This is a genomic window from Microbacterium thalli (genome assembly GCF_028737325.1).
Lineage (GTDB): Bacteria > Actinomycetota > Actinomycetes > Actinomycetales > Microbacteriaceae > Microbacterium > Microbacterium thalli.
Map to the genome: position 1 here is coordinate 807,913 of NZ_JAQZCH010000001.1, position 25,945 is coordinate 833,857.

The window sequence follows — 25,945 nt, forward strand, 5'->3', positions numbered from 1 at the left end:
GCGGGACTCGGGGGCCGCTGTCGTCAGAGGTCGCGGGCGAAGCAGACCGAGCGCGGCATCGTCTCGACGTAGGGCTCGTAGACCGGGATGCGGGTGAAGCCGAGGGACGAATAGAGCGCGATCGACTCGGGCTGCTGCAGGCCGGTCTGCAGGATGACGCGCCGGGCGCCGTCGTCGCGCGCGGCATCGAGGGCCGCGGCCATGAGGCCGCGCGCGATGCCGAGGCCGCGGAACGCGGTCACCACGACGAGGCGCTTGATCTCCCACTGGTCGCCGAGCCGCCGCACGATGACGTGGCCCGCGGGTGTGTCGCCGGCGAGGGCGATGAGCGTCGCGACGATCTGCTCGGCGTGCGTCGCGAGGGCCCGGGCGCGGGCGCGGCGTCGTTCCTCGGGCTCGTCGCCGTGGAAACCGTCATAGCGAGCGCCGAGGTCGGCGTCGAGCTCGCGCCGCATCGCCCGTGCCCGCTCGTCGTTGTACGGCACGCTCTCGATGCGCCAGGTCAGGTCTCGTTCCACAGCGATCGATAGTAGGCCAGTCGCTCCCGGTCGGGCGCGACCCCGTAGGCGTCCACGAGCGCGTCCTCCCACCCGGGGCCGTAGTTCCACTCGGTGCTCATCGACGCGACCGCGATATCGGCCCACCGGTCGGCGACGCCGAGCGCGCCGAGGTCGACGTGGGCGATCCACCGGCCGTCGTCACCGATGAGGGTGTTGGGGCAGCACGCGTCGCCATGACAGACGACGAGCATGTCGGGCTCGGGGTCGCGCTGCTGGGCGACGGGCACCACGATGCCCCGCTCCGCCGCCGTCCGGAGGCGACGCTCGACGCTCCAGTCGAACGGGCAGCCGTCGACGGGCAATGCGTCGTGGAAGGCGCGCAGACCTTCCCCCACGGCGCGCACGGCGGTCGCGGGGTCGGCGAGCCAGCGGGGGTCGACCGCCGAGAGCCCCGGCACGGTGCGGGTCACGAGCCACTCGACGTCGTCGTGGGCGCCGGCCTCGAGCACCTCGGGCACCGGGGTGAAGGCCGCCGCCCACCGCAGGCGCTCGGCCTCGGCGACCATCGTGGTCTCGGCGTTCCGCGGACCGACCTTGAGCACGCGGCCGTCGTCGGCGCGGAACGTGACGCCCCCGATGGCGTTGCGCCACAGCGGTGCGAGGCTCGCGCCGCCGGCGAGGCGTTCGAGGCGCTCGCCGATGTCGGGGCGGACGGGGGCGTCGAAGTCGGGCGGGGGGAGCAGCACGCGACCATCCTGCCGCTTCCGGTCCCACCGCCGGCACACGCTCGGCGCGCGGTCGTTCTAGGGTGGAGGGGCGAGTTCGAGGGAGAACACATGCAGATCGCGGGAACATCCGCCCTCGTCACGGGCGGCGCCAGCGGATTGGGCGCTGCGACGGTGCGGCGCCTCGCGGCCCGGGGCGCGCGCGTCACGATCGTCGACCTGCCCGGCTCTGACGGGGCCGCCGTCGCCGCAGAAGTGGGTGGTATCTTCGCCGCCGCCGATGTCACCGACGCCGCCGAGGTCGCTGCGGCCGTCGACCTCGCCGCCGCGGAAGCACCGCTGCGCATCGTGGTCGGCTCCGCGGGGATCGCGCCGCCGGCGAAGGTGCTCGACCGCGACGGCGATCCCACACCGCTCGCCGACTTCGAGCGAGTGATCCGCGTCAACCTCGTCGGCACCTATGCCGTGCTCGCGCAGGCGGCCGCGGCGATGGCGCGGACCGAGCCCATGGCGTCGGGAGCCCGCGGAGTCATCGTCAACACCGCATCCGTCGCGGCCTTCGACGGCCAGATCGGCCAGCCCGCCTACGCCGCGTCGAAGGGCGCGGTGCACGCGATGACCCTGCCGATCGCGCGCGAGCTCGCACGCCACGGCATCCGCGTGTGCACGATCGCGCCGGGGATCATGCACACGCCGATGATGGCCGGACTCCCGGATGCCGCGCAGCAGTCGCTCGCGCAGCAGGTGCCCTACCCGCCGCGTCTGGGGGCGCCCGACGAGTTCGCGGACCTGGCCGTCCACATCGTCGAGAACGACTACCTCAACGGTGAGACCATCCGCCTCGACGGAGCGATCCGGATGGCGCCCCGATGACGCCGCGCCGCACGAGCGCCCCGCCGCCCGCCGCCCGACCCCCACGAGGAGACCGATGAGCGACACCGTCCTGCTGAGCCGCGAGGGAGCGCTCGCCCGCATCACGCTGAACCGGCCCGCCTCGCTGAACGCCGTCGACGCCGAGATGGCTGAGCGGTGGCGGGAGGTCGCGACCGAGGTGGCGGCCGACGAGACGATCGGAGCCGTCATCCTCGACGCGGCCGGGCGGGCCTTCTGCGCCGGCGGCGACGTCGTGTCGATGTCGACCTCGGGTCTGGGCGGAGGCGAGGTCACCGCGATGGCGCGGGTGATCACCGACGGCATCGCGGCGCTGACCGCGAGCGCGGTGCCGATCGTCGCGGCGGTGCAGGGCGCCGTCGCCGGCGGCGGGCTCGGCATCATGCTCGTCGCCGACTACATCGTGGCCGCACCGTCGGCGGTGTTCGTCAGCAAGTACGCCAACATCGGCCTCACGCCCGATCTGGGCGTATCGACGCTGCTTCCCGCCGCCGTGGGTCAGCGCCGCGCGCTGCAGCTGCTGCTGCACGACACCGGCCTCGACGCCGAGACCGCCCGCGAGTGGGGCCTCGTGACCGAGGTCGACCCTGATCCCGCCGCGCGCGCGACGGCGATCGCCGCGTCCTGGCTCGACGGCGCGACCGCCGCCTTCGGCCAGGCCAAGCGCCTGGTGCGCGCCGGCGGGCAGCGCTCGTTCGCCGACAGCCTCGAGGACGAGGCCCGCACCATCGGCGGACGTTTCGACACCGACGAGGCACGCGTGCGCATCGACGCGTTCGCCGCCGCATCCACCCGCCGTCCCCGCCCCGAGGAGAAGCCGTGACCGACCCCCAGCCGCTCGCCGGCAAGACCCTGCTGATGTCGGGAGGAAGCCGCGGCATCGGTCTCGCGATCGCGCTGCGCGCCGCCCGAGACGGCGCCAACATCGCCCTGGTGGCCAAGACCGATCAGCCGCATCCGAAACTCGAGGGCACGGTGCACACCGCCGCAGCCGCCATCGAGGAAGCGGGCGGGCGGGCGCTGCCGATCGTCGGCGATGTGCGCGACGAGGACTCCATCACCGAGGCCGTGCTGAAGACCCAGGGTGAGTTCGGCGGCATCGACATCGTCGTCAACAACGCCTCGGCGATCGACCTGTCCGGCACGCTCGAGCTCGGGACCAAGCGGTTCGATCTGATGCAGGCGGTCAACGTGCGCGGGACGTTCCTGCTGTCGCGGGCGGCGCTGCCGATCCTGCGCGAAGCCGCCAACCCGCACATCCTCTCGCTGTCGCCGCCGCTGAACCTGTCGCCGCGGTGGCTCGGCGCGCACACGGGGTACACGCTCGCGAAGTACGGCATGACGATGGCGACGCTCGGAATCGCCGCCGAGTTCGCCGCGGACGGCATCGCGGCCAACACGCTGTGGCCGCGCACGACGATCGCGACCGCGGCGGTGCAGTACTCGCTCGGCGGCGAACGGATGATGGCCGTCAGCCGCACCCCTGAGATCTACGCCGACGGCGCGTACGCGGTGCTCACGCAGCCCGCGCGGACGTACACGGGGCAGACGCTCATCGTCGAGGACGTGCTCGAGGCCGCGGGTGTCACCGACTTCTCGGGATACGCCGCGGTCCCCGGCACGCCCGACGATGCGCTCTATCCCGACGTGTTCCTCGACTGAGCCCGCGCGCCGGTGCGTGAGGCCGGCTCACGCGTTGAGGTCGACGCGCGTTCCGATACCGCGCCGGGTCGCCGCCTCGAGCAGGACGGCGGCCACCGCGACATCCTGCGCGCCGATGCCGACGGAGTCGAACAGCGTGATCTCGTCGGGTGTCGAGCGTCCGCGCACGCGGCCGGTGAGCACCTCGCCGAGCGTTCCGACGACGTCGCCGAGGGTGAGAGCGCCCTCGGCGACCGCGAGCAGCAGGTCGCCCGACTTCGTCTCGGCCGTCGCGCGGTCGTCGACCCAGACGGACGAGCGCGCCAGGGCGGCGCCGTCGACCTCGCGCTCGTCGGGACGCGGACGCGCGCCGACGACGTTGAGGTGCTGCCCGGCCCGCAGCCACGCGCCCGCGAGGACCGGATCGACCGACGGTGTGAGGGTGCAGACGACATCCGCCGCCTCGACGACCGTCCGGGGATCGGATGCCGCGACGATCTCGCCCGTCCAGTCTCCGTCCCGCGTGAGATCGGCGGCGAAACGTGCGACGGTCTCGGCGGAGCGCGACCACACGACGAGGCGGTCGAACGGGCGGACGTCGCGCAGCTGGCGCACGTGCTCGCGGGCCAGCGCACCGGCTCCGAGCAGCCCGAGCGTGCGACTGTCGTCGCGGGCGAGGGCACGCGTGGCGACGGCGCTCGCCGCGGCGGTGCGAACCCGGGTGGGGACGCGGCCGTGCAGCAGCGCCACCGGCGCGCCGTCGGTCCGATCGACCACGAGGATCATCGACCGCTGCGTGGGCAGGTCGCGTGCGGCGTTGTCGGGCACGTCGGCGAGCAGCTTGACCCCGGCCAGGCCCGTCGCATCCGAGGCGGCCGCCATGAGGATGTACCGCCCGGAGTCGCCGGGAGTGGCCATGGACGTGGGAGCGGGCTGATGCGCGCCGCCGTCGGCGATCTCGGCGAAGGCGCGTGCCACCGCCTCGAGGGTGGCGCCCCGATCGACGAGCGATTCCAGCTCGGAGGCGCCGAGCAGCAGGGTCACGCGGCGACCTCGCCGGTGAGCTCGAGCCCGTCGGCGACGACGACGCCGCGATAGAGCACGGTGCGGTCGGGGGAGCGGTCCATGACCGCCGCCGTCACCGTGTCGCCGGCGACGAGCACGAGGTCGGCGGGGTCGCCGACGGCCAGGCCGGGCCGGTCGGTCGCGCCCGCGAGCCCGGCGGCGCGGCCCATGACGGCGCGGCCGCCGACGGTCGCGATGGCGACGCAGTGCTCGATGTCCTCGTCGCGGCGGAACCCGTTCGTGAACGCCAGCTGCCACGTGCGGTCGAGCATGTCGGTGTTGCCGTAGGGCGACCAGTAGTCGCGCTGCCCGTCCTGACCGAGCCCGAGCCGGATGCCGTACTCGGCGAGCATCAGGGTCGGCAGCGGCGTCGGCGGTGCGATCGTGGCCATCGAGATGTCGAGCTCGCGCAGCTCGTCGAGGAGCGGACGCAGCTGCGCGTCAGGCAGCCGGCCGAGCCCGTAGCCGTGCGAGATCGTCACGCGGCCCTGCATCCCGAGCGCGCGCGTGCGCTCGATGATCAGCTCGGTCGAGAAGCGGGCGAGCTGATCGGGCTCGTGCAGGTGGATATCGACGGGCGCGGCGTGCTTCTCGGCGATGCCGAACACGATGTCGAGGTGACGCACCGGGTCGCGGTCGAGAGCGCAGGGGTCGATGCCGCCGACGACATCGGCGCCCCGGGCCATCGCCTCGTCCAGGACGTCGGCCGAGCCCGCCTCGCGCAGCAGACCCGCCTGCGGGAAGGCGATGATCTCGACGTCGCACCGCCCGGCGTTGGCCTCACGGGCGGCCAGCACGGCGTCGAGGCGTTCGTGCCCGGCATCCGTGTCGACCTGGGCGTAGGTGCGCACCGCGGTGGTGCCGCGAGCGATGGCGCGTTCGAGCGTCGTCGCCACGCGCTCGCCGATCGAAGCCTCGGCGTGCCGCCAGTTGCGGCGGTCGTTGAGCATCATGTCCCACACGCCCGGCGAGCCCGTGTGGGGGCGGAAGGGCAGCCCGACCCGCGTGGAGTCGAGGTGCACGTGCACGTCGGCGAACGAGGGCAGCAGGATGCGGTCGCGCCCGTCGACGACAGTCGCCGACGCGGCGTCGGCGGTGCCGGGGGCGGCGACGCCGGTGATGACGCCGCCGTCCACGGTCACGTCGGCCGGTGCCCCGCCCCAGGGGCGGATGCGGGTGAGGAGGGTGCGGGTCATTCGAAGCTCGTCTCGGTGAAGTCGTACAGGCCGTCGGCGCGCGGGGTCCACTGCAGCGACGACCCGGCGGCGAAGTTGTTGGCCGGGACGTACAGCGGGACGAAGTAGACCTGCGTGTTGCTGTAGTCGAGCAGCTCGGCGAAGAGGTCTTCGCGCTCGGTGCCCTCGACGCCGCGCTGGCGTTCGGCGAGCTGCGTCGTCATCGGGTCCTGGGCGTAGTTGTTGTTGCCGGCCGGCTCGTAGAAGTCGGTCAGGGGCAGGTCGCCGTCGAGCGTGGAGGGAGCCCACGTGTTCAGGTAGATGCCCTGCATCTCTTTGCCGCGGACCTTGAGGGTGTGGCTCTGCTGGTCGGCGCCGCGCATCTCGACGGCGATGCCGACGGTCTCGAGGTAGCCCTGGATGCTTTGAGCGACCTCGCTCGAGAGCGGGATGCGGCCGTCGGTGGCGTAGTCGAACGGGATCGGCGTGCCGTCGTAGCCCGCCTCGGCGAGCAGGGCGCGGGCAGCCTCGGGGTCGTACTCGATCGCCTCGACGTCGTCGGTGTAGCCCTCGACCGCGGGGGCGAGCATCGCCTTCGCCGGTTCGGCGAGGCCGGCCAGCAGCGACTCGACGATCGCGTCGGTGTCGATCGCGTGGCCGATCGCCTCGCGGATGCGGACGTCCTGCAGGGCTCCCGCCGTCGAATTGGCGCCGAGGAAGACGACGCCGTTCGACAGCGCCGAGAACACCTGCGCGTTGCCGGCCGACTCGATGCTCGACACCTGCGTGGGTCCGATCTGTGCGACGTCGAGGTCGCCCGAGAGCACGCCGCTCGCGCGCGACTCGGCCGACGACACCGGCTGCAGCGAGATGGTCTCGATCGCGGGCGCCTCGCCCCAGTAGTCCTCGTTGCGGACGAGGTCGTAGGTGACGCCCGGGGTGATGCGCTCGAACACGTACGGGCCCGAGCCGATCGGCTCGCGAGCATAGGCGTCGGGGCCCATCTCCTGATAGGTGTCGGCGGGCACGATCGAGATGAGCGACGTGTTGCGGGGGAAAGCCGAGAACGGCTGCTTGAGCACGAACCGCACCGTCAGGTCGTCGACCTTCTCGACGCGCTCGACCGACGAGAGGTAGGCGTAGTTCTCGCCCGTCGGGTCGCCGAGGATCGTCTCGTACGAGAAGACGACGTCGTCGGCGGTGATCTCCTCGCCGTTGCTCGCGGTCACGTCGGGCTGCAGGGTGAACTCCCACTGGGTGAGGTCGGCGTTCGCGGACCACTCCGTCGCGAGCTTGGGCTCCATCTCGCCCTCGGCGGTGATCTTCACGAGCTGGTCATGGGTGTGGAAGAACACCGACAGCACCACGAGAGCGCCCGAGCGGATCGGGTCCATCGAGGTCGGATCGGTCGGCAGCGCCGCCGTGATGGCGGTCTGCGCCGAGCCCGAGCCCGAGGCCGAACCGGACGGCTCGTCGAAGCCTCCGGCGCAGCCGGCGAGTACGAGCGCTCCGAGGGTCAGGAGCGAGCCGCCGGCGAGAGCCCGGCGAGAAGCGGAACGGGTCATGTGAGTGCCTTTCGAGCGGTGAGTCGGGGAATGGCGTCGAGCAGGGTGCGGGTGTAGGGATGCTGCGGAGCGGTGAACACGTCTTCGGTGCGGCCCTCCTCGACGATGCGTCCGCCCTGCATCACGACGACGCGGTCGGCGATGCCGCGCACCACGCCGAGGTCGTGCGAGACGAACAGGTACGCGAGGCGGTGCTCGCGCTGCAGGTCGCGCAAGAGGTCGAGGACCTGGGCCTGGATCGACACGTCGAGGGCGGAGACGGGCTCGTCGAGCAGCACGAGCGCCGGGTCGAGGGCGAGGGCGCGGGCGATGCCGACGCGCTGCCGCTGCCCGCCCGAGAGGCGCCGCGGCAGGCGCTCGTCGAATGATGCGTCGAGGCCCACTCCCGCGAGCAGCTCGCGGACGCGAGCGGGGGAGTGGGCGCGCCGCACGCGCAGGGGCTCGGCCACGGAACCGGCGACGCTCAGCCGCGGATCGAGGGCGGAGGACGGGTCTTGGAAGACGATCTGCGCGCGGGCGCGTTCGGCCGCCGAGCGTCCCGAGATCGCCGGCGCGGCCGTCTGCCCGGCGATCGAGATGCTGCCGGATGCCGCCGGAGTCAGCCCGAGAATGGCCCGCAGGAGCGAGGACTTGCCGCAGCCGGACTCGCCGACGACGGCGAGCGTCTCGCCCGCTCGGACCTGCAGCGAGACGCCGTCGACGGCCCGCACGGCCTCGCGGCGCCGGCCGGGGTATTCCACGACGAGGTCGGTGACCGCGAGGGCGACCTCCGCCGTCTCCTCCGGACGCGCCGCTCGGCTCGGCGGCTCGTGGGCCGACGGGATCGCTGCGAGCAGCCGCTGCGTGTACTCCTCGGTCGGCGCCGACAGCACGCCGGCGGTGATGCCCCGCTCGACGATGCGCCCCGCCCGCATGACCGCGATGTCGTCGGTGTGCTCGCCGACGAGGCCGAGGTCATGGGTGATGAGCGCCAGCGCCGACCCGGTGCGCTCGCGGACCTCGTCGAGCAGGGCCATCACCTGCGCCTGCACGGTGACATCGAGCGCTGTGGTCGGCTCGTCGGCGATGAGCAGCAGGGGATCGTGGGCGATCGCCATCGCGATCATCGCGCGCTGCCGCATCCCACCCGACCACTGGTGCGGGCGCGAGGCGGCGCGCTCGGCGGCATCGCGGACGCCGACCGACGCGAGCAGCTCCACCGCGCGTCGCCGGGCGCCGGCACGGCCGAGGCCGGGGGCGTGGACGCGGACCGCGTCGGCCACCTGGGCACCGACCGCGCGCAGCGGATTGAGCGACGACATCGGGTCCTGGAAGATCATCGCCGCCACCCGGCCCCGCGTCGAGCGCAGCTCGCGGTCGCTGAGTGCGGTGACATCGCGCCCGTCGAGGCGGATGCGCCCGCCCGCGATCCGCACGCCGTCGGGCAGCAGTCCCATCGTGGCGAGCATCGTGAGGCTCTTGCCCGACCCGGACTCGCCGACGATGCCGAGAGCGCGCCCCCGAGCGACCTCGAGCGACACCCCCGAGACGAGCGGACGGATGCCGCCGGGCGTCACGGCCTCGAGCGAGAGGTCGTCGATCGTGAGAACTGCGGTCATCGCCGGCCTCCCTTGCGCAGCAGGGCGCCGCGCGCCTCTGCGGTGAACTGCTGACTGACGAACTGCGCACCGGCGACGGCGAGGAACATCACGAGCCCCGGCAGGATGACGAGCCAGGGATCGGTCGCGAGGTACTTCTGGCCGTCGAAGATCATCGCGCCCCAGCTGGGCGTGGGCGGCTGCACGCCGAGGCCGAGGTACTCGAGCGAGGCCTCGATGAGCACGATCGTCGCGATGTCCGTCGCGGCGATGATCAGGGTGTGCGGCCACACGTTCGGCACCACGTGCCGGGTGATGGTCCAGAACGTGTCGGCCCCCTGCGTGAGCGGCGCCACGACGAAGTCCTGCCGGCGGAGCGCTGCGGCGATGTTGCGGGTGACGCGGGCGTAGCCCACCCACCACGTGCACCCCACGACGAGGATCGTCAGGCCCGCGCTGGGTGAGACGACGGCGCAGATGGCGATGAGCAGGAGCACCACCGGCATCGCGAGCACGGTGTTCGACACGACCGTGAGCCCGGCCTCGAGCCGGCCGCCGAAGTACCCCGAGACGATGCCGACGGTGGTGCCGATGACGGCGTTGAGGGCGACGATGGCGAGGGTGATCCCGAGGGTCACCGACGAGGCCAGGGCGACGCGGCTGAGCAGGTCGCGCCCCAGCGGATCGGTGCCGAGCGGATGTGCGGCATCGGTGAAGGGCGGCAGCAGCGCACGCGAGAGGTCCTGACCCATCGGGTCGAAGCCCGGCAGGATCGGGCGGAGAGCCGCGAGTGCGATCACCGCGCCGACCATGGCGAACCCGACAACGGCCGAGGGCCGCAGCTGCAGGCGCGGAGCGCGGGCGGTCGCTGCAGCGTCGGTGGGCGCACCGGTGACGGGTGCGGGAGCGACGGGCGTGAGGGTCATGAGTGAGCCGTCCGGGTGTCGATGCGGGAGACGAGGACGTCGACGAGCGTGTTCACGAGCACGAACATCACGGCGACGAAGAGCAGGCCGGCCTGCACGATGGGGAAGTCGCGTTGGCTCACCGCGTCGGTGAGCAGGCTGCCGAGGCCCGGCCAGGCGAACACGACCTCCACCACGACGGTGCCGCCGAGCAGCCCGCCCAGGTTCAGCCCGGCCATCCCCAGCACCGGGGCCAGCGCGTTCGGCAGCATCTGGGTGAGCAGGATGGCGGCGCGGCTGCGGCCCTGCGCGAAGGCGGTGCGGACGTAGTCCTGCTCAGCCTGCTCGCTCAAAGCGGCATCCAGCAGCCGCAGGTACATCACGAACTGCCCGGTCGCCAGCGTGATGACCGGCAGCACGAGGCTCGCGGGACTCGTGCGGCCCAGGGAGGGCAGCACCCCGAGCAGCACCGAGAAGACCAGCACCAGCAGCAGCGCGAAGAAGAAGTCGGGTACGGACTGGCGGATTGCTCCGCTCCAGCCCACGATCGCCCGCAGCAGGCGACTGCCCGTCAGCTGGATCGCGAGGGCCGCGACGAGGGCGAGGGCGAAGCCGACGACGAAGGCCCAGAACGCCAGCTCGACGGTCGCGGGCACCCGCTCGAGGACGAGCCCGAGCGCCGATTCGTGCCGCCGGTACGAGTCGCCGAAGTCGCCGACGAAGAGCCCGCCGAGGAAGTCGAGGTACTGCAGCACGATGGGCCGGTCGAATCCGAGGCTGGCGTTGAGGGCGTCCACCTCGGCGGCGGAGGCGTTGTCGGGTAGGAGCAGGGCCCCGGGTGCGCCGGTGAGTCGGCCGAGGACGAAGCCGACGGTCACCACCAAGAAGATCGTGGCGACGGCGAGCCCGAGGCGGCGGAGGAGGAAGGGGAGCACGAGCCAGACGCTATGGCACGCCTCCGGCCGGATCCGGACGCGTAACGAACACGCAACACAACCCTTACGCCCGTGTCATTTTGGCGTACCGAATGGCGACGAACCGAAATAAACAAGGCGTAGAAGCCCCATCTGGGATACCAAACCGTGGTGCGCCCCTTCCTCGACGAACCTGCCAGGATGGTCGGGTGGACGACGAGACGGATGCCGCGGGCCGGCGCATCGCGCACGCCCTGCGGGAGCGGATCATCACCGGCGACATCGCGATGGGCGACAAACTCGGTGAGCGTGACGTCGCCGAGCAGCTCGGGGTCTCACGGGTGCCGGTGCGCGAGGCGCTGCAGCTGCTCGAGTCCGAGGGCTTCGTCTCGTCGTCTCATCGCCGCGCGGCCATCGTCCACACCTTCACGCTCGACGACGCGGTCGAGCTGTTCGACATGCGCATGCAGCTCGAGCCGTTCGCGGCATCCCTCGCCGCACGGCGCGCCGCCGCAGGGGCTGACACGACCCACCTGGTGGCGGCGTTGGAGGTCGCACACGTCGTCCACGACGACGACGCGCCCGCGTCGACGCGCAACTCCGACCTGCACGAGGAGATCTTCGCGCTCGCCGCGCACCGCCTGCTGCTGCGGATGAGCGGGTTGCTGACGGGCCGCACCCGCTGGCTGTTCCGGCTGACGCCGGAGCGCGACACGCAGGGGCGATGGGACGAGCACGACGAGATCGTCGAGGCGATCCTGGGCGGGCATGCCGACCTGGCGTTCGCCCTGGCCGCATCCCACGTCGAGCGCGGTCGCGTCGAGTCCCTGCCCCGGCTCGCGGACCGGCTGCCCGCGCAACCGGTGCCCCGCCGCCGCCGCGGCTCGACGCCGGCCTGACGCCGGGCAGACGCGGACTCAGCCGAGCTGCTTGCGCAGGAACACCTGGAACGTGCCGTCGTCGTGCGGCACGCGCTCGGACTCGACGTAGCCCTCGCGCTCGTACAGGCGCAGGTTGGCCTCGCTGAGGGAACCGGTGAACAGCTCCGCCTCGCGTGCTCCCGCCGTGCGGCCGCGCTCTTCGACGGCAGCGAGCAGGGCGGTGCCGATCCCGGCGCCCTGCTGGTCGGGAGCGATCGCGATGCGTCCGATCAGCAGCAGGTCGCCGTCGACGCGTGCGCGGACCGAGCCGACGATGCGGCCGTCCGTCAGCGCGACGCAGCCGAGGTTGTCCTCGAGCTCGGCGCGCAGCTCGTCGAGCGTCTGGGTCAGCGGCGGCATGTCGGCCGCGTCGTAGATGAGCGCCTCCGAGACGAAAGCGGCGCGCTGCAGGGTGAGCACCTCGCCGGCATCATCGGGGACGATGGGACGGATGCTGCGCCCGTCGGTCTCCGCCGACATCAGGCGGCCGTCCGGGGGTCGATGAGCCCGTGGCGGGCGAACGCGTTCCAGATGCCGTCGTCGAGCACGCCCGTCGTGACCTCGCCGGCGATCCGCTGCAGGGCGGGGTCGGCTTCGGCCATCGCGATGGCGGTGCCGCACACCTCGAACATCTCGACGTCGTTCCAGCTGTCGCCGATGCCGACCGCGTCGGATGCGTCACGTCCCAGGTGCGCGAGGACGGCCGCGATCCCGGTGCCCTTGTTCGTGCCGCGCATGCCGACTTCGCCGTTCGACCCCGTCGGCAGCGGCATGCTGCCGGGGATGACGTGGAAGTCGTCGCCGAGCGCCCGCTGGGTCTTCTCGACGGCGTCGGGGTCGGCGCTGACGAAGACCGCCTTGGCGATGCGGTCGAGGTCGGCCTCTTCGACGGGCGTGAAGCTCGGCGCGGCGACGACGTCCTCGGCGAGGGCGACGGTGGACTGGTCGTCCTCGTGTCGACGGCGCCGTTCCGCGATGAAGTCGGCGATGAACGAGCGCACGCCCGCGCTGGCGTAGACGCCCGCGTGCGACTGGATGAAGTAGCGCGTGCCCTGCTCGTCGAAGTACGACATGACGCGTTCGACGGCGGCCCGCGGCATCGTCTCGGCGAGGACGGTCTCGTCGCCGACGACGGCGAGCGCACCCCCGTTCGAGATCGCTCCGTCGAAGCCGATGTCGAGCACGCGGGGGTGGATGTCGCCGGCGGCGCGGCCCGTGCACAGGTAGACGAGGTGCCCGCGGTCGCGCGCGGCGCGTACCGCGGAGACCGTCGAGGGGGCGATCGTCTCGCCGTGCGCGAGGATGGTGCCGTCGACGTCGAGGAAGATGATGCGAGATTCCGACGTCACCCCTCCAGCGTAATGCGGCGTCGCATGGGCAGACGGTGAACGGTCGCGGTCGCACCGCCACTTAGAGTGACGACATGCTCGACCTGCGCACCGCTCTGGTCACCGGCCCGGTCGTGCTCGACGGGGGTCTGGGCACCACGCTCGAGGCGGCGGGACACGACGTCACGGGCGAGCTGTGGTCGGCGCGGGTGCTGGCCGAGACGCCCGCCGCCGTCCGGTCCGCGCACGCGCGTTACGCCGCCGCCGGCGCCGAGGTGCTCACGACGGGTTCGTACCAGATCGGGTTCGACAATCTCGCCGCCGCCGGCTTCGACGCCGCGCAGACGCGTCGCCTGCTGCACCTGTCGGTGCGCGTCGCCCGCGAGGGTGCGGCCGAGGCCGGGCGGGACGCCTGGGTGGCGGCATCCGTGGGTCCGTACGGTGCCACCCGCGCGGACGGCAGCGAGTACACCGGCGACGACGGCCTGTCGGTCGCCGAGCTCGAGCGCTGGCACCGGCGGCGGCTCGAGGCGATCGTCGACGCCGAGCCGGACGTCCTGGCCATCGAGACGATCGCCTCGCCCGCCGAGGCCGAGGCGGTGATGCGGGCGATCGACGGCATCGGCATCCCGTCGTGGGTCGCCCTGTCGGCGGCGAGCCGTGCGTTCGACGCGGCGTCACTGCGCGAGACCCTGGCCGCGAGCGCGCGCATCGCGGGGGTGATCGCCGTCGGTGTCAACTGCTGCCCGCCCGAGACCGTCGCGTCCGCGCTCGCCGATCCGGTGGCCGTGCCCTTCGTCGTGTACCCCAACAGCGGCGAGACGTGGGATGCCGCGGCGCGGACGTGGTCGGGAGAGCCGGGCCTGCCGCTCATCGGCCTCGACGGCTGGCTCGCCGCCGGCGCGCGACTCATCGGCGGCTGCTGCCGCACGACGCCCGACGACACCGCGGCACTCGCCGCGCGCCTCCACGCCCGGCGCTGAGTCGTCGCTCATCGGGCCGTCGTTCGCGCGGTCAGATCAGGCCGTGGCGGACGAACGCGTGGTGGATGCCGTCGTCGTCGATGGCGGTCGTGACCTCGTCGGCGAGGGCCTGCACGGCGGGGTCGGCGTTGCCCATCGCGATCGAGGTGCCGCACACCTCGAACATCTCGGCGTCGTTCCAGTTGTCGCCGATGCCGATCGCGTCGACCGGGTCGACCCCGAGATGAGCAAGCACCTCGAGGATCGCGGCGCCCTTGTTGACCCCGCGCGGCGCGACCTCGCCCGAGCTCCCTTCCGGAAGCGGGATCGTCCCCGAGACGACGGCGAAGTCGGGTGCGAGTTCGGCGAGCAGGTCGGCGACGGCCTGCGCGTCGTCGCCGAGGATGACGGCCTTGGCGACCTCGGCGTCGGAGAAGTGGATGTCGTCGTCGAAGGTCTTCATGCCGACGCTGAAGAACTCGAGCTCGTCCGGGTCGAGCCCGGCGGCGCGCGCCCGCTCCGTGTGCAGGAGGCGGTCGCGCTCGAGCCGGTCGGCGAGCACCGCCGGCAACCCGGGGCTGGCGAAGAGGCGGTCGTACGACTGGAAGTACCAGTGGATGCCACGGGCCTCGAACTCCTGGGCGAGTCGGGCGATCTCGGACGCCGACATCAGGCGCGAGACGATGAGCTCGTCGCCGACGTTCGCGAAGGCGCCGCCGTTGGTGACGGCACCGTCGAAGCCGATGTCGAGGATGGGGCCGCGCAGCTCGGCCATGCCGCGTCCGGTGCTGAGGAGGACGAGGTGGCCGTTCTCTCGGGCGCGGCGCACCGCCGCGACCGCGCTCGGGGGCAGGCGGGTGCCGTCCTGCAGCAGAGTGCCGTCGACGTCGAGGAAGACGGCGCGGCGGCGGACGGGGGACGGGGTCATGGCTATCCTCTCGGGGCGAAGAGAAGGGCGCGGCCGCGGGCCAGAAGGAGGGCCCCGCGACCGCGCCCGGTCGGGTGAGGCGGGCGGATGCCGCGCCGTCGGGTCAGCGGGTCAGCGCGACTCCGTTGGTCCGAATGACCTCGGCGTACCAGCCGAAGGACTTCTTCTCGAAGCGCTCGAGCGTGCCCGATCCGTCATCGTTGCGGTCGACGTAGATGAAGCCGTAGCGCTTGCTCAGCTGCGCCGTCGAGGCGCTGACGAGGTCGATGCAGCCCCAGGGCGTGTAGCCCATGACCTCGACGCCGTCGGCGATGGCCTCACCGACCTGCACGAGGTGGTCGTTGAGGTACGCGATGCGGTAGTCGTCGATGACGGTCTTGACGCCGTCGACCTCGACGAGCTGGTCCTTCGCGCCCAGGCCGTTCTCGACGATGAACAGCGGCTTCTGCCACCGGTCCCAGAACTGGTTGAGCACGAGCCGCAGGCCGATCGGGTCGATCTGCCAGCCCCACTCGCTCGCTTCGAGCGTGGGGTTCGGCACGCCGCCCATGATGTTGCCCTCGCCCGTGGCCTTCTTCGCGGGGTCGGCGGTCGCGGCGACCGACATGTAGTAGCTGAACGACACGAAGTCGACCGTGTTGGTCAGGTCGTCGCGGTCCTCGTCGGTGATGTCGAGCTCGATGCCCTTCTCGCTCAACGTCCGCAGGAAGTACCCGGGGTAGACGCCGCGCGTGTGGACGTCGCCGTAGACGAGGTTCGAGTGGTCGAACGCCATGACCTCGAGGGCGTCGGCGGGCGACGGGCTCAGCGGGTACACGGGCATCGACAGCACCATGCAGCCGACCTGCGCGTTCGGGGCGACCTCGCGGGCGATGCGGGTCGCGCGGGCGGACGCGACGAGCTCGTGGTGCATGGCCTGGTACAGCTGCTGCTCGCTCAGCTGCTCCTTCGGGGTGTTGATGCCGCCCGACATGAAGGGGGCGTGCAGCAGCGAGTTGATCTCGTTGAAGGTGAGCCAGTACTTCACCCGTGCGCCATAGCGCTCGAACAGGGTGCGCGCGTAGTTCTCGTAGAAGCCGATGAGCCGGCGGTCGGTCCAGCCGTCGTACGTCTCGGCCAGGTGCAGCGGCGTCTCGTAGTGCGAGATCGTCACGAGGGGCTCGATGCCGTGCTTCTCGAGCTCGTCGAGCACGCGGTCGTAGAAGGCGAGGCCCTCTTCGTTGGGCTCGGTCTCGTCGCCCTGCGGGAATATGCGGCTCCAGGCGATCGAGAAGCGGAAGGTCGTGAAGCCCATCTTGGCGAAGAGCGCGATGTCCTCGGCGTAGCGGTGGTAGAAGTCGATGCCGACCAGCTTGAGGTTGTCGGGAGTCGGCTCGGCGGTGCGCGCGCCCACGATGCCCCGGGGCATGACGTCCTGGACCGACAGCCCCTTGCCGCCTTCGTCGTAGGCGCCCTCGAGCTGGTTCGCGGCGGTCGCGCCGCCCCAGAGGAATCCGTCGGGGAAGGTGATGCTGCTCATATCTCTCTCGTTTCGTATCGCGATTCGGAAGGGCGGGGGCGCGGTCGGGTCCGCGCCCCCACCGGGGGGATGCGGGTTACGCGGTCAGCGTCGACTCGACCGAGACCGCCGTGAACAGCGGCTCGCCGTGTCCGATCGGACCGCTCGCGCGGCTCGCCAGGCCCGGGTACAGCTCGCCGTTGGTGACGATCACCGGCGTGGTGAGGTCGTAGCCGGCACGCTCGATCGCGTCGCCGTCGAACTCGACGAGCAGGTCGCCGGCCTTGACCTCCTGGCCGGTGGTGACCTTGACGTCGAAGTGCGCACCGGCGAGCTTGACCGTGTCGATGCCGATGTGGATCAGCACCTCGGCGCCGTCGGCGTGACGGAGGCCGATCGCGTGACCGGTTGGGAACGCCGCGGCCACGACCGCGTCGAAGGGGGCGTAGACGGCACCCGAACGCGGCTTGATCGCGACACCGTCACCGAGGCTGCCCTCGGCGAAGGCCGCATCGGGGGTCTCGCTGAGCGGCACGACCGTGCCGTCGACGGGGCTGAGCACGACGACGTCGTTGCCGGATACGGCGGGGGCGGCCGCCGGCGCGGCATCCTCTTCCGGCTCCGTGAAGCCGACGATCGCGGTGAGCAGGAACGGGATGGCGATCGCGGCGGCGAGGCCGATGATCAGCATGACCATGTTGCCGTTGCCGAACAGAGCCGGCAGGGCGAGGCCCGAGGGCACGACGAACGCGGTCGAGAAGACGCCGCCCATGGCGATGATCGCGCCACCGATCACGCCGCCCACGATGCCGAAGGCGAAGGGGCGCTTGAGGGGCAGGTTGATGCCGTAGATGGCGGGCTCGGTGATGCCGGCGAGGAAGCCCGACAGGGTTGCGGGCGCGGCGAGCGACTTGAGGTTCTTGTTGCGGGCGCGCACCCACACGCCGGCGACGGCGGCGGCCTGCGCGAGGACGGCGGCGAAGACCGGACCGATGAGGAGGATCTGACCGGTGGTCTGGTACTCCAGCGTGAACAGCGGCACGAGGCCCCAGTGCAGACCGAAGATGACGAAGACCTGCCAGAACCCGCCCATGATGGCGCCACCGGCCCACGGAGCGTTCTCGAACACCCAGCCGATGCCGTTGCCCAGCGCGCCGCTGAGGATGGCCGAGATCGGGCCGATGACGACGAAGACAATCGGGACCGCGAGGAGCACGACGATCATGGGCGTCACGAAGCGGCGGACGGCGCCGGGCAGCTTCGCGTAGAGGAACTTCTCGGCGTGGCTCTGCAGCCAGACGATCACGATGATCGGGATGACGCTCGAGACGTAGGTGACCATCGTGAAGGGGATGCCGAAGAACGTCAGGCCCTCGACGCCGACGAGCGGCGTGATGGTGGGGTAGAGCAGGGCGGCGGCGATCGCGAACGCGGTGAACTCGTTCGCCTTGAAGTAACGCGCGGCGGTGAAGGCCAGCGCCATCGGCAGGAAGTTGATGAGACCGTCCGACAGGGCGTTGAGCACCGCGTAGGTGGAGTTGTCGGTGCCGATCCAGCCGAACGTGACCGCCGCGGCGAGGAACGCCTTCAGCAGGCCGGTACCGGCCAGGGCCCACAGCAGCGGCGTGAAGATCGCCGAGATCATCGAGATGAAGCGGTTGAAGAGGTTGCCCTTCGGGGCGTCGTCGGCGTTGTCGTCGCCGCCCGCGCCCAGCTTCGTCATCTTGCCGATCTCGGCGTAGACGTCGGGCACGTCGTTGCCGATGACGACCTGGTACTGGCCGCCCGCCTGAGCGACGGTGACGACGCCGGGCACGGCCTTGACGGCGGCGCTGTCGGCGCGGGACTCGTCCTTCAGCACGAAGCGCAGTCGGGTTGCGCAGTGCACGAGGGAACGAACGTTCTCCTCGCCGCCGACGCCCTGGAGGACGCCGGCCGCGGTCTTCGAGTAATCCATCGGGACTGCTCGCTTTCTGCCGCAGCATCGCGGCTCTCGGGTTGAGGAGCCCCCGCATCCCTGTTTCCGGGCAACAAAAAAACCTGAACTCGTTCACCGCCGATTCGGCGATGTGAGTTCAGGTTTTGCCCGCTGCCGCGGTAACAATCCGGAGACTTCTGCAGGGCAGCGACGCCCTGCGCGAGTCACGGTACCACGGGTGGTTCGTTCTCGCCACCGCCGTGGGTGCCACCGCTGTTCGCGCCCACCTGCGAGGCGAGTCGCTCGACGTGCACGATGACGTACAGCAGCTCTTCGTCCGTCAGCTCGGACTCCGTCGCGGCACGGACGTAGGCCTTGACCTCTTCGGCGATGGCGTACGAGCGCGGGTAGCTGTGCTTGGCGAACTCGAAGAACGAGGTGTCGGCGCTGCGCAGCATGCTCTTGGACACCAGTCGCTGCAGCAGGAACTGGATGTGCAGGATGAAGCGGGCGTAGTCGGGGCTGTCGACGTCGAGCTTCACGCCGAGTCCGTTCTCGACCGTGAGGACGACGTGCTGCAGTCTGCGGAACAGCAGCGCGGCGGTGCCGTTGGGCTCGTCGCGGGTCGCGTTGAGCAGGTGCATGGTGAGGAACACGGCCTCTTCGGTCGGCAGCTCGCGTCCGAGCGACTCCGAGATCGCGGCGGCCATGCGCTGCGCCGCCGAGAATTCGTGCGGGTGCAGCACCCGCAGCTCGGGCATGTTCGTCACCGGGATGCGGATGCCGTTGTCGAGGCGTTCCAGCACGAACTGGATGTGGTCGATGACGGCCATCGTGAAGAACCGGTCGAGGTGGTGGCCGAGGCGGCGCTCGGCCTCGTCGACCGCGCGGGTGACGGCCTCGATGATCGGGTACGGCACGTCGGTGAGCAGCTGCCGTTCGCGGTCGCCCTGGTCACCGGCATCCAGGATGAACGTCTTCTCGACCTTGTCGGGGTCGAGGCTGTCGGACGGCTTCAGCTGGAAGCCCAGGCCCCGGCCCATGAGCACGCGTTCCCGACCGTGCTCGTCGATGGTGATGACGACGTTGTTGTTCAACACCTTGTGCACGACGGTTCCGCGCGCGGGCGGGGCGACGTCGTCGAGAGCCATGGCTGCATTCTAAGAGTCGCCGCCGAGGGCGTTGCCCAGAGACCGCGCGGTGCTCGCGCGCTGTCGCCGCGCAGACGCAGCGGACCACGCGTGCAGCCTCGGGGCTGAGGGACTGCCTGTTCCCCTACGGTGCGGGCAGAACGGATCCGTACTGCAGTGGCAACCCGGCGTGCTCGCGCAAGGTTCGCCCCTCGTACGCGTCGTGGAAGATTCCCCTTTCGCGCAACAGCGGCACCGCCTCATCGACGAAGGCGTCGATCTGAGTGCTGAAGTCGTCGAAGTTCAGCATGAAGCCATCCGCCGCGCCTCCTTCGAACCACGCCTGCAGGTGGTCGGCGACCTGCTCGGCGGTTCCGACCACCGTGGGCGAGGGGTCGAAGATCGCGTGCGCGAGGATGTCGCGCGGCGACCACCCCGCGTGTGCGAGTTCGACGGCTCGGGCCGACCGTGCGTCGCGCGGGTGGGCGCGCACGGCGGCGAGCTGCGCCGGGGTGAGCGGCTCATCGGGCTGGCTCAGTCCGATCTGCAGACCGAGGTACGCACTCAGGCGCGCCAGGGGCCCATCGATCGCCAGGTGGGCATCGAGCGCGAGGCGCATGTCGAGTGCTTCACGCTCGGATGCGCCGACCGTGAAGCCTGCAAAAGCAATGAACCTGACCTCCTCGGGGTTGCGCCCTGCCTGTGTGACTGCCCGTCGCACCATCTCGCGCTGCGAGCGACCTTCTTCGATGCTCGACGGCATTCCGATCACCACGTCCGCGTACATGCCAGCAGCCTGAAGACCGAGTCCGCTGCTCAGGGGCATCACGATGACCGGCTGCCCCTGGTCGGACGGCGGCACGGGTAGCGGTCCGCGCGATCCCACCCGCGAGCCGTACAGGTCGACGGGCTGCACGTGCGCCGGGTCGGCGAACATGCCGTTCGGATCGGGCTGCCCCGCCTCGAGGCCCCAACTGCCCCATAGCCTCTGAACGATCTGCATCGTTTCGTGCAGCCGCTCGTACTTGTTCTCGCGCGCTGGGGCTTGTTGTCCGAAGTTGGCGAAGGCTTCAGGTTCGTAACTCGGTACCGCGTTCCAGCCCACCCGGCCGTGGCTATACACATCGAGGGCTTTGAGCTGACGGGCCAGCAGATACGGCTCGGTGAAGGACGTCGACACGGTCGCGACCAGGCCGAGGCGCTGTGTCGCCCGAGACACGGCCGACAGGGTGATGATCGGGTCGAGGTTGAAGATCGGATTGGCGGTGGCGAGATCGTCTCGCAGGAACAGCCGGTCGGCGATGAACATGAATTGCAGCGTGCCCCGCTCCGCCGCCTGCGCGTAGGTCGCCGTGAGCTCGATGTCGGTGTATGCCTGGGGATCGACGTGGGGCATCCGCCAGGTGGCGGGGTGCGTGCCGAAATTGTTCGTCAACGCTACGCCGAGGATCATCTGCTTCTCCGTCACGAGTTCACTCCCCTCCTTCACCGAAGACGCGTGGGTCGAGCCCGTATTGCGCGGGGACCCCGAGGTTCTCGCGCAGGGTCGACCCGATGTAGTCGTCGGGGTAGACGCCCCGCTGCCGCAGCAGTGGAACCACCTGGTCGACGAAGGCGTCGACGCCGTCCGCGAAGATGTCCGGCGACAGCCAGAATCCGTCTGCGGCGCCCGCCTCGAACCACGTCTGCAGATGATCGGCGTGGAGTTCGGGCGGGCCCACGACGGTCGGGTGAAAGTCGATGACACCGTGGGCGAGGATGTCGCGCACCGACCATCCCTGACGCGCGACGTCGAGGGCGATGCCCGAGCGCGGGTCGTGTGAGGGCCGCGCTGCGGCCAGCTGCTCGGCGGAGATCGGATCGTCGAGGCGGCTGCGGTCGATCTTCACACCGAGCATGCTCGCCAGGTGCGGGATCTGCATGCCGATGTCCGCTCCGATGATCTCGAGGCGCCGATCGAGTCCCTCGCGAACGCTCGGCGCGACGGTGGCGATGAGGCCGGCGAAGAACTTGATGTCGTCGGGGTCGCGTCCGGCGTCCCTCGCCGCGTTCCTGACCATCTGACGCTGGGCGCGTGCTTCTTCGATGGTCCACACCTCGGCGATGAATCCGCTCGCATACCGTCCCGCGAGCGAGAGCAGGTGGGGACTCGGACCGCCGGACGAGAAGATGACCGGCTGACCCTGCTCCGACGGGGGGATCGCGAGTGGTCCACGGGAGGCGACGTACGTGCCCTGCATGTTGATCGGCTGGAGTTTGGAGCTGTCGAGGTAACGGCCCGTTGCCTGGTCTTTGACCCAGGCATCCTCCTCCCAGCTGCCCCACAGGGCCTGCACGATCTGGAGCGATTCGTGTGCGCGCTGGTAGCGCTCCGATCGCTCGGCCACGGGCCTGCCGTAGTTGGCAGCGACGGCGGGGTCGCTCGTGGTGACGGCGTTCCATCCGGCGCGGCCGTGGCTGACGACATCGAGCGCCTTGAACTGCCGCGCGAGGTTGAACGGTTCCTGGAACGAGGTCGATCCGGTCGCCACGAAACCGATCCGCGAGGTGGCCCTCGCGATCGCGGTGAGGGCGATCATCGGGTCGATGATGTTGCGCACGCCCTGCTGGCCGATGTCAGCCCGCGCCGCCGGGAAGTCGGGGATGAAGAGGAAGGCGAAGCCGCCACGCTCGGCCGCTTGAGCGGAGTGCACGTTGGCGTCGATGTCGGCGTAGGCGGCGGCGTCGACGTGGGGTGCGCGCCAGGCGTTGCGCAGCGAGCCGGAGCCGTCGTGGAGCGCCAGACCGAGGATCATTTTGTTGCCAGTCATCGAGAGAGTCCTTCCGGACGGGTCAGCGGGCGAGGCGGTGGACACCGCTCCCGAAGTAGACGAGGGGATGCTGCCGGGTGTCGCGATCGAGCTCGAGAACCCGTAGCAGCGTCAGGGTGTGGTCGCCGGCGTCGACCTCGGCGTCGAGCTCGACGGTGAGGCGGGCCAACGCGCCGGTCACGAACGCGGCACCCGACGCGACGGTCATCCCGAGGTTCGCGAATCGCTGGTCGGCGGGGCGTCGCAGTTCGTCCAGCACCTGCGCCTGCTCCTCGCCCAGGATGCTCACACCCCAGCGGGGAGCTCGACGTAGTACCGGCCAGCTGGTCGATGTATGCGCGAATGAGACCGACACCAGAGGCGGATCGAGCGAGACCGACGTGAACGAGTTGGCCGATAGGCCGACGATCCGCCCATCGACCTCGGCTGCGACGAGGGCGATGCCGGTAGGGAAGCCGGCCAGGACGTGGCGCATCGCCTGCGTTACAGGAGGTGATGGGGGAGCGAGACGGGGCACGACACCATTGTGAAACCTTCACACCGTGTCAATGTCAAGTTAAGCTCGCGGGATGAAGATCGGCGAACTCGCTGCGAAGACCGGCGTGGCGACACGGATGCTCCGCTACTACGAGGAACAGGGCCTCATCGCGCCCCGCCGGTTGCCGAACGGGTATCGCGATTATGACGACTACCTCGTCGACCGGGTCAAGAAGATCAGAGGCCTCGTGGAATCCGGTGTTCCCACCCGCATCATCGGCGACATCCTCCCGTGCCTGAACCAGTCGCCGCAGATCGTCGTGCGCGACGCCGACCCCGAACTGCGGGCGATGCTGGTAGATCAGCGCGATGCGATGAACGAGCGCATCGCCGCACTCGAGCAGAATCGCGACGCCCTTACCCGATACATCGCCGCCATGGACCACAGCTACGATCCGACGTCCCACGGAGGGCCGACGCATCAGGCTGACTCGGCGCCAGCCGCAACGGCCGCTTAGCGCGGAAGCGAACAGCGCTGCCAACGCGGACGAGGCGGCCCGGCTCGCTGTTGCCCGAGCGAACCCGGCGAGCGCGCAGGTGGGGCCGGTACCCTGAAACCCATGACTGAGTCCATTCCCGCGCGCCCGACCAACACCGCCGTGCGTCGCACGGGACCCGGCCGTTCCGAGGCCGGCCGTCAGGTGCGTCCGGCGACCGAGGGGTGGTCGCAGCAGAAGGACGAGACCGGTCGCCCGCTGCTGCAGTTCGCGAGCCCCAAGCGCGGCAAGCCGCCCGTGCACCTCGCCGACCTCACGCCCGAGCAGCGCGTCGAGAAGGTGAAGGAGCTCGGGATGCCGGGCTTCCGCGCCAAGCAGCTCGAGAAGCATTACTTCACCCACTACACCTCGGATGCCGCCGAGATGACCGACCTGCCCGCGGCGGGCCGCGACGAGCTCGTGGCGGGGATGCTGCCGCCGCTGCTGACCGAGGTGCGACGCCTCGAGACCGACCGCGGCGACACCATCAAGTTCTTGTGGAAGCTGCATGACGGCGCGCTGGTCGAGTCGGTGCTCATGCGGTACACCGGACGCATCACCCTGTGCGTGTCGAGCCAGGCCGGCTGCGGCATGAACTGCCCGTTCTGCGCCACCGGTCAGGCGGGCCTGACCCGCAACATGTCGGCGGCCGAGATCATCGAGCAGGTGGTCCGGGCGAACCGGCTCATCGCCGACGGCGGACTCGGCGACCCGCGCAAGGTCGGCCACGAGGGCGAGCGCGTCACGAACATCGTGTTCATGGGCATGGGCGAGCCGCTGGCGAACTACGCGCGGGTCATGCAGGCGGTGCGCGTCATGGTCGACAAGCAGCACGGCATCGGCATGAGCGCGCGCGGCATCACCGTCTCGACCGTGGGCCTCGTGCCGGCGATCCAGAAGCTCACGAAGGAGGACATCCCCGTCACCTTCGCCCTCTCACTGCACGCGCCCGACGACCAGCTGCGCGACGAGCTCATCCCCGTCAACTCGCGGTGGAAGGTCGACGAGGCGCTCGACGCCGCGAAGGCCTACTTCGACCAGACCGGCCGCCGCGTCTCCATCGAGTACGCGCTCATCAAGGACATGAACGACCACGCCTGGCGCGCGGACCTGCTGGCCGAGAAGCTCAACGCCCGCGGTCGCGGCTGGGTGCATGTCAACCCGATCCCGCTGAACCCGACGCCGGGTTCGATCTGGACCTCGTCCGACCCCGAGGTGCAGGACGAGTTCGTGCGACGGCTCAACGAAGCCGGCATCCCGACGACCCTGCGCGACACGCGCGGCAAGGAGATCGACGGGGCGTGCGGTCAGCTCGTCGCCACCGAGGACGACCAGCGCGCCGCCGACACCGTGCCCGTCGACGGAGTGCCCGTCGACGGAGTGCCCGTCGACTGACGGACGCACCGCTTCGTCATCGAGCGCAACCCCCGCCGCGGTCCCGTCGGCGCGGGGTAGCGTTCTGCCATGGTTGAGTATCGCTACCTCGGCAACAGTGGATTCAAAGTCTCGGAGATCACGTACGGCAACTGGGTGACGCATGCGTCGCAGGTGGAGAACGACGCCGCCATCGCGACCGTCCACAAGGCGCTGGACCTCGGCATCACCTCGTTCGACACCGCGGACGCCTACGCCAACACGGCGGCGGAGGTCGTGCTCGGTGAGGCGCTGAAGGGTCAGCCCCGCGAGACGCTCGAGATCTTCACCAAGGTGTACTGGCCGACCGGCCGCAAGGGGCCGAACGACCAGGGTCTCTCGCGCAAGCACATCTTCGACAGCATCAACGGGTCGCTCCGCCGTCTCGGCGTCGACTACGTCGACCTGTACCAGGCGCACCGCTACGACTACGAGACGCCGCTGGAAGAGACGATGCAGGCCTTCGCCGACATCGTCCGTCAGGGCAAGGCGCTCTACATCGGTGTCAGCGAGTGGACGGCCGAGCAGCTTCGCGAGGGCCACGCGCTCGCCACGAAGCTCGGCTTCCAGCTCGTGTCGAACCAGCCGCAGTACTCGGCTCTCTGGCGCGTCATCGAGGGCAAGGTCATCCCCGCCTCGCAGGAGCTCGGCATCTCGCAGATCGTGTGGTCGCCGCTCGCTCAGGGCGTGCTGACGGGCAAGTATCAGCCCGGACAGCCCGTGCCCGAGGGCTCGCGCGCCACCGACGAGAAGAGCGGCGCGAACTTCATCAAGCGCTTCCTGAACGACGACGTGCTCACCGCCGTCCAGAAGCTGGGGCCCATCGCCGACGAGGCGGGCCTCACCGTCGCGCAGCTCTCGCTCGCGTGGGTGCTGCACAACGAGAACATCGCGGCGGCGCTCGTCGGCGCTTCGCGTCCCGAGCAGCTGGAGGACACCGTGAAGGCCTCGGGTGTGAAGCTCGAGCAGTCGGCGTACGACGCGATCAACGACGCCCTCGGCGGCGTCGCGGTGACCGACCCGGCCGAGACCGACACGGTCTCGCCGAAGACCCGCCCGGCCTGATC

The 25,945-nt window shown here is 70.7% G+C and carries 25 protein-coding genes; 8 read left to right on the forward strand and 17 right to left on the reverse strand.

Annotation, left to right across the window (positions count from 1 at the left end):
- Positions 1–23: 23 nt before the first annotated feature.
- Together PUW82_RS04060 and PUW82_RS04065 are read right to left on the reverse strand one after the other, a co-directional pair.
- Positions 24–518 (reverse strand): GNAT family N-acetyltransferase, encoded by a 495-nt coding sequence (locus tag PUW82_RS04060; RefSeq protein WP_274221047.1) that lies wholly within the window; start codon positions 516–518, stop codon positions 24–26.
- Positions 503–1,246, reverse strand: coding sequence for a phosphotransferase (locus PUW82_RS04065; protein WP_420792715.1), 744 nt, complete (start codon positions 1,244–1,246; stop codon positions 503–505). The genes PUW82_RS04060 and PUW82_RS04065 overlap by 16 nt, the downstream gene beginning before the upstream one ends.
- A 90-nt stretch (positions 1,247–1,336) precedes the next feature.
- Here PUW82_RS04065 and PUW82_RS04070 point away from each other — a divergent pair, with 90 nt between their 5' ends.
- Genes PUW82_RS04070 through PUW82_RS04080 form a run of 3 tightly spaced genes read left to right on the forward strand, consistent with a single transcriptional unit; the run spans position 1,337 to position 3,778 of the window.
- The gene (locus PUW82_RS04070) at positions 1,337–2,098 is read left to right on the forward strand and encodes an SDR family NAD(P)-dependent oxidoreductase (protein ID WP_274221048.1); all 762 of its coding nucleotides are present in this window, start codon (positions 1,337–1,339) and stop codon (positions 2,096–2,098) included.
- Between the two features lie 55 nt (positions 2,099–2,153).
- Positions 2,154–2,939, forward strand: a complete 786-nt coding sequence (locus PUW82_RS04075) for an enoyl-CoA hydratase/isomerase family protein (protein ID WP_274221049.1) — start codon at positions 2,154–2,156, stop codon at positions 2,937–2,939.
- Positions 2,936–3,778 (forward strand): SDR family oxidoreductase, encoded by an 843-nt coding sequence (locus tag PUW82_RS04080; RefSeq protein WP_274221050.1) that lies wholly within the window; start codon positions 2,936–2,938, stop codon positions 3,776–3,778. The genes PUW82_RS04075 and PUW82_RS04080 overlap by 4 nt, the downstream gene beginning before the upstream one ends.
- Positions 3,779–3,805: 27 nt before the next feature.
- Here the strand turns inward: PUW82_RS04080 and PUW82_RS04085 are convergent, their stop codons facing one another.
- The 6 genes from PUW82_RS04085 to PUW82_RS04110 are packed head-to-tail and all read right to left on the reverse strand — an operon-like array spanning position 3,806 to position 10,979.
- Complete coding sequence (locus PUW82_RS04085; RefSeq protein ID WP_274221051.1) at positions 3,806–4,801, reverse strand: ornithine cyclodeaminase family protein; 996 nt, start codon at positions 4,799–4,801, stop codon at positions 3,806–3,808.
- Positions 4,798–6,018 (reverse strand): amidohydrolase family protein, encoded by a 1,221-nt coding sequence (locus PUW82_RS04090; protein ID WP_274221052.1) that lies wholly within the window; start codon positions 6,016–6,018, stop codon positions 4,798–4,800. The genes PUW82_RS04085 and PUW82_RS04090 overlap by 4 nt, the downstream gene beginning before the upstream one ends.
- Positions 6,015–7,562, reverse strand: coding sequence for an ABC transporter substrate-binding protein (locus PUW82_RS04095; protein WP_274221053.1), 1,548 nt, complete (start codon positions 7,560–7,562; stop codon positions 6,015–6,017). The genes PUW82_RS04090 and PUW82_RS04095 overlap by 4 nt, the downstream gene beginning before the upstream one ends.
- Positions 7,559–9,160: a dipeptide ABC transporter ATP-binding protein gene (locus PUW82_RS04100; RefSeq protein ID WP_274221054.1), complete on the reverse strand. Its 1,602-nt coding sequence runs from the start codon at positions 9,158–9,160 to the stop codon at positions 7,559–7,561. The genes PUW82_RS04095 and PUW82_RS04100 overlap by 4 nt, the downstream gene beginning before the upstream one ends.
- Positions 9,157–10,065 carry an ABC transporter permease gene (locus tag PUW82_RS04105; protein WP_274221055.1) on the reverse strand — a complete coding sequence of 303 codons (909 nt, stop codon included), beginning with the start codon at positions 10,063–10,065 and terminating at the stop codon, positions 9,157–9,159. The genes PUW82_RS04100 and PUW82_RS04105 overlap by 4 nt, the downstream gene beginning before the upstream one ends.
- Positions 10,062–10,979: an ABC transporter permease gene (locus tag PUW82_RS04110; protein WP_274221056.1), complete on the reverse strand. Its 918-nt coding sequence runs from the start codon at positions 10,977–10,979 to the stop codon at positions 10,062–10,064. Before PUW82_RS04110 ends, PUW82_RS04105 begins: the two co-directional genes overlap by 4 nt.
- Positions 10,980–11,167: 188 nt before the next feature.
- Between PUW82_RS04110 and PUW82_RS04115 the strand changes: the two genes are divergently transcribed.
- Positions 11,168–11,857, forward strand: coding sequence for a GntR family transcriptional regulator (locus tag PUW82_RS04115; RefSeq protein WP_274221057.1), 690 nt, complete (start codon positions 11,168–11,170; stop codon positions 11,855–11,857).
- An 18-nt stretch (positions 11,858–11,875) separates the two neighbouring features.
- Here PUW82_RS04115 and PUW82_RS04120 read toward each other — a convergent pair whose 3' ends face one another.
- Positions 11,876–12,358, reverse strand: a complete 483-nt coding sequence (locus PUW82_RS04120) for a GNAT family N-acetyltransferase (protein WP_274221058.1) — start codon at positions 12,356–12,358, stop codon at positions 11,876–11,878.
- Positions 12,358–13,227 (reverse strand): Cof-type HAD-IIB family hydrolase, encoded by an 870-nt coding sequence (locus PUW82_RS04125; RefSeq protein WP_274221059.1) that lies wholly within the window; start codon positions 13,225–13,227, stop codon positions 12,358–12,360. The genes PUW82_RS04120 and PUW82_RS04125 overlap by 1 nt, the downstream gene beginning before the upstream one ends.
- Before the next feature lie 74 nt (positions 13,228–13,301).
- On the opposite strand from PUW82_RS04125, the gene mmuM reads away from it, so the two are divergent.
- On the forward strand, positions 13,302–14,189 hold the full coding sequence (mmuM, locus tag PUW82_RS04130; protein ID WP_274221060.1) for a homocysteine S-methyltransferase: 888 nt from the start codon (positions 13,302–13,304) through the stop codon (positions 14,187–14,189).
- Positions 14,190–14,220: 31 nt separating this feature from the next.
- Here mmuM and PUW82_RS04135 read toward each other — a convergent pair whose 3' ends face one another.
- From PUW82_RS04135 to PUW82_RS04165, 7 genes are all read right to left on the reverse strand, one after another.
- Positions 14,221–15,096: an HAD family hydrolase gene (locus PUW82_RS04135; protein WP_274221061.1), complete on the reverse strand. Its 876-nt coding sequence runs from the start codon at positions 15,094–15,096 to the stop codon at positions 14,221–14,223.
- A gap of 103 nt (positions 15,097–15,199) precedes the next feature.
- Positions 15,200–16,615 carry a glycoside hydrolase family 1 protein gene (locus tag PUW82_RS04140; protein ID WP_274221062.1) on the reverse strand — a complete coding sequence of 472 codons (1,416 nt, stop codon included), beginning with the start codon at positions 16,613–16,615 and terminating at the stop codon, positions 15,200–15,202.
- A gap of 76 nt (positions 16,616–16,691) precedes the next feature.
- Entirely contained in the window at positions 16,692–18,551 is a 1,860-nt protein-coding gene (locus PUW82_RS04145; protein ID WP_274221063.1) for a beta-glucoside-specific PTS transporter subunit IIABC, read from the reverse strand.
- A gap of 185 nt (positions 18,552–18,736) precedes the next feature.
- Positions 18,737–19,663 (reverse strand): PRD domain-containing protein, encoded by a 927-nt coding sequence (locus PUW82_RS04150; protein ID WP_274221064.1) that lies wholly within the window; start codon positions 19,661–19,663, stop codon positions 18,737–18,739.
- A gap of 124 nt (positions 19,664–19,787) precedes the next feature.
- Positions 19,788–21,110: an NtaA/DmoA family FMN-dependent monooxygenase gene (locus tag PUW82_RS04155; protein WP_274221065.1), complete on the reverse strand. Its 1,323-nt coding sequence runs from the start codon at positions 21,108–21,110 to the stop codon at positions 19,788–19,790.
- Positions 21,111–21,114: 4 nt separating this feature from the next.
- Complete coding sequence (locus PUW82_RS04160) at positions 21,115–22,452, reverse strand: NtaA/DmoA family FMN-dependent monooxygenase (protein ID WP_274221066.1); 1,338 nt, start codon at positions 22,450–22,452, stop codon at positions 21,115–21,117.
- 22 nt (positions 22,453–22,474) lie between these two features.
- Entirely contained in the window at positions 22,475–22,927 is a 453-nt protein-coding gene (locus PUW82_RS04165) for a flavin reductase family protein (RefSeq protein WP_274221067.1), read from the reverse strand.
- 94 nt (positions 22,928–23,021) lie between these two features.
- Between PUW82_RS04165 and PUW82_RS04170 the strand changes: the two genes are divergently transcribed.
- The 3 genes from PUW82_RS04170 to PUW82_RS04180 all read left to right on the forward strand — a co-directional run bounded on the left by PUW82_RS04170 (position 23,022) and on the right by PUW82_RS04180 (position 25,943).
- Positions 23,022–23,447 carry a MerR family transcriptional regulator gene (locus PUW82_RS04170; RefSeq protein WP_274221068.1) on the forward strand — a complete coding sequence of 142 codons (426 nt, stop codon included), beginning with the start codon at positions 23,022–23,024 and terminating at the stop codon, positions 23,445–23,447.
- 102 nt (positions 23,448–23,549) lie between these two features.
- A complete protein-coding gene (gene rlmN / locus PUW82_RS04175; protein ID WP_274221069.1) occupies positions 23,550–24,860 on the forward strand; it encodes a dual-specificity RNA methyltransferase RlmN in 1,311 nt (436 codons plus the stop codon).
- A 69-nt stretch (positions 24,861–24,929) separates the two neighbouring features.
- Positions 24,930–25,943 (forward strand): aldo/keto reductase family protein, encoded by a 1,014-nt coding sequence (locus PUW82_RS04180; protein ID WP_274221070.1) that lies wholly within the window; start codon positions 24,930–24,932, stop codon positions 25,941–25,943.
- Positions 25,944–25,945 lie beyond the last annotated feature (2 nt).

Bases quoted from the DNA above. Each gene is read 5' to 3' on its own strand.
- PUW82_RS04160 (WP_274221066.1), bottom strand. From the start codon at position 22,452: ATGACTGGCAACAAAATGATCCTCGGTCTGGCGCTCCACGACGGCTCC.
- PUW82_RS04100 (WP_274221054.1), bottom strand. From the start codon at position 9,160: ATGACCGCAGTTCTCACGATCGACGACCTCTCGCTCGAGGCCGTGACG.
- PUW82_RS04180 (WP_274221070.1), top strand. From the start codon at position 24,930: ATGGTTGAGTATCGCTACCTCGGCAACAGTGGATTCAAAGTCTCGGAG.
- PUW82_RS04095 (WP_274221053.1), bottom strand. From the start codon at position 7,562: ATGACCCGTTCCGCTTCTCGCCGGGCTCTCGCCGGCGGCTCGCTCCTG.
- mmuM (WP_274221060.1), top strand. From the start codon at position 13,302: ATGCTCGACCTGCGCACCGCTCTGGTCACCGGCCCGGTCGTGCTCGAC.
- PUW82_RS04140 (WP_274221062.1), bottom strand. From the start codon at position 16,615: ATGAGCAGCATCACCTTCCCCGACGGATTCCTCTGGGGCGGCGCGACC.
- PUW82_RS04165 (WP_274221067.1), bottom strand. From the start codon at position 22,927: ATGCGCCACGTCCTGGCCGGCTTCCCTACCGGCATCGCCCTCGTCGCA.
- rlmN (WP_274221069.1), top strand. From the start codon at position 23,550: ATGACTGAGTCCATTCCCGCGCGCCCGACCAACACCGCCGTGCGTCGC.
- PUW82_RS04120 (WP_274221058.1), bottom strand. From the start codon at position 12,358: ATGTCGGCGGAGACCGACGGGCGCAGCATCCGTCCCATCGTCCCCGAT.
- PUW82_RS04170 (WP_274221068.1), top strand. From the start codon at position 23,022: ATGAAGATCGGCGAACTCGCTGCGAAGACCGGCGTGGCGACACGGATG.
- PUW82_RS04150 (WP_274221064.1), bottom strand. From the start codon at position 19,663: ATGGCTCTCGACGACGTCGCCCCGCCCGCGCGCGGAACCGTCGTGCAC.
- PUW82_RS04105 (WP_274221055.1), bottom strand. From the start codon at position 10,065: ATGACCCTCACGCCCGTCGCTCCCGCACCCGTCACCGGTGCGCCCACC.
- PUW82_RS04070 (WP_274221048.1), top strand. From the start codon at position 1,337: ATGCAGATCGCGGGAACATCCGCCCTCGTCACGGGCGGCGCCAGCGGA.
- PUW82_RS04075 (WP_274221049.1), top strand. From the start codon at position 2,154: ATGAGCGACACCGTCCTGCTGAGCCGCGAGGGAGCGCTCGCCCGCATC.
- PUW82_RS04135 (WP_274221061.1), bottom strand. From the start codon at position 15,096: ATGACCCCGTCCCCCGTCCGCCGCCGCGCCGTCTTCCTCGACGTCGAC.
- PUW82_RS04145 (WP_274221063.1), bottom strand. From the start codon at position 18,551: ATGGATTACTCGAAGACCGCGGCCGGCGTCCTCCAGGGCGTCGGCGGC.
- PUW82_RS04090 (WP_274221052.1), bottom strand. From the start codon at position 6,018: ATGACCCGCACCCTCCTCACCCGCATCCGCCCCTGGGGCGGGGCACCG.